This is a genomic window from Tardiphaga sp. (assembly GCF_025356345.1).
Classification (GTDB): Bacteria; Pseudomonadota; Alphaproteobacteria; order Rhizobiales; family Xanthobacteraceae; genus Tardiphaga.
Window position 1 is genome coordinate 1 of the sequence record NZ_JANXTC010000349.1, and the last position, 4,403, is coordinate 4,403.

The 4,403-nt window shown below is 65.2% G+C and carries 5 protein-coding genes and 2 pseudogenes; all 7 read right to left on the reverse strand.

All coding sequences use genetic code 11. The features are described 5' to 3' along the window. Positions 1-403: 403 nt before the first annotated feature. Positions 404-538, reverse strand: a complete 135-nt coding sequence (locus tag Q0S16_RS21160) for a hypothetical protein (protein WP_295852637.1) — start codon at positions 536-538, stop codon at positions 404-406. A gap of 81 nt (positions 539-619) precedes the next feature. Beyond that, on the reverse strand, positions 620-1,462 hold the full coding sequence (locus tag Q0S16_RS21165) for a universal stress protein (protein ID WP_295852641.1): 843 nt from the start codon (positions 1,460-1,462) through the stop codon (positions 620-622). 328 nt (positions 1,463-1,790) lie between these two features. Next, on the reverse strand, positions 1,791-2,192 hold the full coding sequence (gene rplS / locus Q0S16_RS21170) for a 50S ribosomal protein L19 (RefSeq protein WP_295852645.1): 402 nt from the start codon (positions 2,190-2,192) through the stop codon (positions 1,791-1,793). A gap of 110 nt (positions 2,193-2,302) precedes the next feature. Continuing rightward, positions 2,303-3,043 (reverse strand): tRNA (guanosine(37)-N1)-methyltransferase TrmD, encoded by a 741-nt coding sequence (gene trmD / locus Q0S16_RS21175; RefSeq protein ID WP_295852650.1) that lies wholly within the window; start codon positions 3,041-3,043, stop codon positions 2,303-2,305. Between the two features lies 1 nt (position 3,044). Continuing rightward, on the reverse strand, positions 3,045-3,575 hold the full coding sequence (gene rimM, locus Q0S16_RS21180) for a ribosome maturation factor RimM (protein WP_295852652.1): 531 nt from the start codon (positions 3,573-3,575) through the stop codon (positions 3,045-3,047). 143 nt (positions 3,576-3,718) lie between these two features. After that, positions 3,719-4,039 (reverse strand): annotated as a pseudogene (gene rpsP / locus Q0S16_RS21185) (30S ribosomal protein S16); the annotation flags it as partial. 46 nt (positions 4,040-4,085) lie between these two features. After that, a pseudogene (locus tag Q0S16_RS21190) lies at positions 4,086-4,403 on the reverse strand (signal recognition particle protein); the annotation flags it as partial.

Sequence of the window (4,403 nt, forward strand, 5' to 3'; positions counted from 1 at the left end):
CTCTTCGAGCTGAGGAGCTTCTGAAGCGCGAGCAACTCGCCCGGGCCGTTGGCCCCGGCGCCGCTCGCGTCCAGTGGTCGGGTTATAGGGGCCAGCCCCCGATCCTGTCAACGACAAATCGTCAGAAAAACGTCACGCGATGTTCGTTCCGGGGAGGGACTAAAAAACCCCGGGAATTGCAGGCGATTCGCATCGTTGGGCAGCCGACTTCACGGGGCGCCGACGAAATCAAATGCGCGGCAGCCGACGTCCAGCGCGAAAATCAAGACCTGCGTCACGGTCGGAGAAGCGCTTTCCGGAATTTGGTCGTCCGTCTGGCGCGCCCTCCTCCCCCCGTGACAAGAAATATCGATCCGGGTCTCTGACTTTGCCGGGGCCGGATCTGCCTCGGAAACTTCTCGCCTCACTGACGAGCCGCGGCCGTTCCGGCCGGCGCAACCGCATCAACGCGGATATGGCGACCAGCTGGCTTGTGGACCACACCGTCCGGCACGGCGAAATCAATATTGGCCAGCCGGGCCGCATCGGTGAGCAGCAAGTCGATACTACCGCCGGCGAGCACGAGGGTGCGACCGACATCGGTCCCGGGCGAAACGATGGACCGCTGGCGATTCGCCGCTCAATGGGCGATCAGGATCGGAACCTGGACGTTGCCGAGCAGTGAGCGCGTGACGCCGCCGAAAATAAACTGGCGGGTTCGCGCGTGGCTGTATGCGCCCAGCACGATCAGGTCTGACTGATGATGGACGGCGAAATCCCGAATCACATCGGCCACGGCGATCCCGTCCGATTGCCGCTCTTCGACATGCGCGACAACGCCGTGCCGGCTGAGGTAATGCGCCACGTCCGCGCCAGGCTGCTCGCCATGCGCGGGGTTTTTCTGCGGATCGATCACCAGCACCGCCACCGATTGCGCGGCTTTCATGAGCGGAAGCGCATCGCTGATCGCTCGGCGAGCCTCCCGGCTGGCATTCCAGGCGAACAGGATGTTGCTCGCGACAACGTCGCTCTCCCAGGCATCCGGCACGATCAGGAATGGCACCCCGGTCTCCAGCAGCAAGTCGGCCGGCGATTGCTGCGCCGGCAAGCCACCGGGCGACGGGTGACCCACGATGACGAGGTCAGTGTGCAGCGAGTGCAGGCGCACCAATTCGTCGGCACGGCTTTCCTGGATCGACCGGAACTCAAAGCTGAGCCGCTCCCGACCGGCCACGGCTTCGAAATGCCTGATGGCCGCCGCGGCCGCTTCGTGCTCGAGGCGGTCATGGCGCGCGACCATTTCGCCGACCGCGCCGGCGCCCTTCACGTAGGAATCCAGCGGGCTCAGCTTCCAGGCCGCCGGGACGATGAAGACGCCGATCAGATGCGCGTCGTGCTGGACCGCCAGCCTGACGGCGTAACGCGTCCGCGATTCGCCGCCCGGCGAAGGGTCGACGAAGACGATCAGGGACTTGAGTTCCATGCGGCCAATCCGTTCAGACTCCGGCGCGCATCGCGCCGGTTTGCCCGCAGCCACATCGACCGATCAGCGCTCGGGCGCCGATGCGCCGACATCCCGTTCAAACGACGGGCCTGCGCGGGAGCCCTTGCTGTCTACAGGCGACAGCGGCGATGCCAAGGGGCGAGAGTGACGCATCCGGCATGACCCGGAGAAGGTCGAGACCAGGCAATCGCGCAGTCCGCCATCACATGCGCGACCGACGCCGCCGATCGCGTATCGATTGGATCTGCCGCAGACGCAAAAAAGCGCGGCTTGCGCCGCGCTTTGATCGCATGGACGGATTGGAAAGTTACTTGGCGGCAGCCGCGCCGGCAGCGACCTTGACGGGACGCTCGGTCTTCTTCTCGACGATGCGGGCCGACTTGCCGCGCAGGTTGCGCAGGTAATACAGCTTGGCGCGACGCACCTTGCCGCGACGTACCACCTTGATCGAATCGATCATCGGCGACAGCGTCGGGAATACGCGCTCGACGCCTTCACCGTAGGAGATCTTGCGAACCGTGAAGCTCTCGTTGATGCCGCCGCCGGAACGGCCGATGCAGACGCCTTCATAGGCCTGCACGCGGGAGCGCTCGCCTTCGACAACCTTGACGTTGACGATGACGGTGTCGCCGGGACCGAATTCCGGGATCGTCTTGGTGGCGGAAAGGCGGTCGAACTGCTCTTTTTCGAGCGTCTGAATAAGGTTCATTGAAATCTCCATCGGCGGCGCGCCCAGACATCGGCGCGGGCTGCGCACACGTCCATCTATCCTGCCATTGCACGGATTTGGCGTCCCTATACGGCATACGGAACGCGTTGTCACCCATCCGTCGTGTTTTTTGGCGGCTTTCGTTTGCGGGCCGATTCCGACGGCTTCGGCCGGGCGGCCCAAAGGTCGGGTCGCCGCTCCTGCGTCAGCGTCTCGGCCGCTGCCTGGCGCCATCTGGCGACCCTCGCATGGTCGCCGGACAGCAGGATTTCAGGAATCGGTCGATCCTCGAACGACTGCGGACGGGTATATTGCGGATATTCCAGCAGCCCGTCGGAAAAGCTCTCGTCGGTGCCGGAGCAAAGCTTGCCCATCACACCGGGCAACAGCCGCACGCAGGCGTCGATCAGCGTCATCGCCGCGATCTCGCCGCCTGACAATACATAGTCGCCGATAGAGACCTCCTCGAGCCCGCGGGCGTCGATGACGCGCTGGTCGATACCCTCAAAACGGCCGCAGACGATCAGCGGCCCCGGGCCGGCCGCGAGTTCCGCGACCCGCGCCTGGGTCAACGGCCGACCGCGCGGGCTCATGACGAGGCGCGGCACGTCCTGCGGCAGGATGGTGGCGTCGATTGCCGCGGCCAGAACGTCGGCGCGCAACACCATCCCGGGACCGCCACCGGCCGGGGTATCATCGACGCTGCGGTGGCGATCCGTCGCGGACGCGCGGATATCACGGGAGTCCAAAGCCCACACGCCGGAGGCCAGCGCGCGGCCGGCCAGGCTGATGCCGAGCGGCCCGGGAAACATCTCCGGAAACAGCGTCAGCACGGTGGCGCGCCACACCACCTCAGTCGTCCGATGTGGTGGGATCTTCGCCGATGATTTCCGCGGGCATCTCGATCACCACATGACCGGCCTTCAGATCGACGGTCGGCACTACCGCATTGGTAAAGGGCAGCAGCAGCGTGTTGCCTAGCGGCGGCGCGATCTCGATGATGTCGCCGGCGCCGAAATTATGCACCGCGACGACGCGTCCGACCGGCGCGCCGGCGGCATCGATCGCGGCAAGCCCGATCAGATCGGCGTGGTAATATTCGCCGTCCTCGGTATCGGGCAGTTTTTCACGGGGGATGTAGAGTTCGACGCCGTTGAGCCGTTCGGCGTCCTCGCGGCTGTCGACGCCCTTGAAGGTCGCAACCAAATGGCCATTGGCCTCGCGGACGGTATCAACCTCAAAGGTTCGACCGCCATCCAGCGTTTTCAGCGGGCCGTAATCGGTCACCGCCAGCGGATCCTCGGTAAAGGTCCAGAGCTTGACGGCGCCGCGCACACCATGCGGCGCGCCAATTCGCGCGACGCAGATTTTCGGGGTTGTCATGAGCGCACCTCACGCCGGCCCGCGCGACGCAGGTCGCGTATCGCCGGGCATGAGGATGCGAGCATCAAGACTTACTTCGCTGCCGCGGCGGCGGCTTTGGCGGCGGCGGCGGCGGCCGACTTGGCGGCGGCAATTTCAGCGGCCTTGGCTTCCGCGATCACCTTGCGCTCCTTGCGCGGAATCGCCTTCTCCGGATTGCTGCGGGCTTCGCGCTTGGCAACGCCGGCGGCATCGAGGAAGCGGGCGACACGGTCCGAGGGCTGCGCGCCCTTGGCGAGCCAGACCTTGACCTTCTCCATGTCGAGCTTCAGGCGCAGCTCGTTGTCCTTGGCGAGCAGCGGGTTGAAGTAACCGAGACGCTCGATGAAGCGACCATCGCGGGGGAAACGCGAGTCGGCGACGACGACGTGATAGACGGGACGCTTCTTGGTGCCTGCGCGCGCGAGACGGATAACGACGGACATGGGATTCTCCTGAGTGTTCGTTTGAATGTGAGTAATTGGAAACGCGTTATTTCTTCTTCCCGAAACCGGGAAAACCGCCGAGGCCCGGAAGCGTCGGCTTGCCGAGTCCTCCGAGACCCGGAAATTCTTTCGGCAGCGACGGCATCGCGCCAGGCGCGCCGCCCTGAGGCATCTTCTCCGCCAGCGCCTTCATCTGCTCCGGCGACGGCATGCCGCCACCGCCAAAGCCCATCGCCTGCGCGATGCCGGCCATCGGGCCGCGCTTGCCCTGCCCCATCGCCTTCATCATGTCGGCCATGTTGCGATGCATCTTCAGCACCTTGTTGACTTCCTCGACCTTGAGGCCGGCACCGGCGGCGATGCG

Bases quoted from the DNA above. Each gene is read 5' to 3' on its own strand.
- Q0S16_RS21165 (WP_295852641.1), bottom strand. From the start codon at position 1,462: ATGGAACTCAAGTCCCTGATCGTCTTCGTCGACCCTTCGCCGGGCGGC.
- rplS (WP_295852645.1), bottom strand. From the start codon at position 2,192: ATGAACCTTATTCAGACGCTCGAAAAAGAGCAGTTCGACCGCCTTTCC.
- rimM (WP_295852652.1), bottom strand. From the start codon at position 3,575: ATGACAACCCCGAAAATCTGCGTCGCGCGAATTGGCGCGCCGCATGGT.